We start from the raw sequence: 557 nt of genomic DNA, 5'->3' as shown, positions 1-557 counted from the left end.
CAGATACTGATCCGTCATTGTTAACTTTAACATCTGTCGCAGTTGGGTTAGCTTTCTTAACTTCTTCAGCTACTTTAGCTTTTTCTGCATCTGTCAAGTTGTTAGGATCTACTACTGGAGTAAGAGCCGGTACTTTAGCTCCATTTGCTTCAGACTCTTTAACTGTCTTCGCTGGTGTTAATGTTGCCACTGATCCATCTGGGTAAGTTACAGATACTGATCCGTCATTGTTAACTTTAACATCTGTCGCAGTTGGGTTAGCTTTCTTAACTTCTTCAGCTACTTTAGCTTTTTCTGCATCTGTCAAGTTGTTAGGATCTACTACTGGAGTAAGAGCTGGTACTTTAGCTCCATTTGCTTCAGACTCTTTAACTGTCTTCACTGGTGTTAATGTCGCCACTGATCCATCTGGGTAAGTTACAGATACTGATCCGTCATTGTTAACTTTAACATCTGTCGCAGTTGGGTTAGCTTTCTTAACTTCTTCAGCTACTTTAGCTTTTTCTGCATCTGTCAAGTTGTTAGGATCTACTACTGGAGTAAGAGCTGGTACTTTA

General features: G+C 40.2%; 1 pseudogene. It reads right to left on the bottom strand.

Annotated features, from left to right (window positions below):
• Positions 1-557, bottom strand: a pseudogene (locus QM406_RS10080) (hypothetical protein); the annotation flags it as partial.

It is taken from the genome of Streptococcus infantis (assembly GCF_047465035.1).
Lineage (GTDB): Bacteria > Bacillota > Bacilli > Lactobacillales > Streptococcaceae > Streptococcus > Streptococcus infantis_T.
Note: the sequence above shows the minus strand (reverse complement) of the source record. Positions and strands in the feature narration are given on the sequence as shown.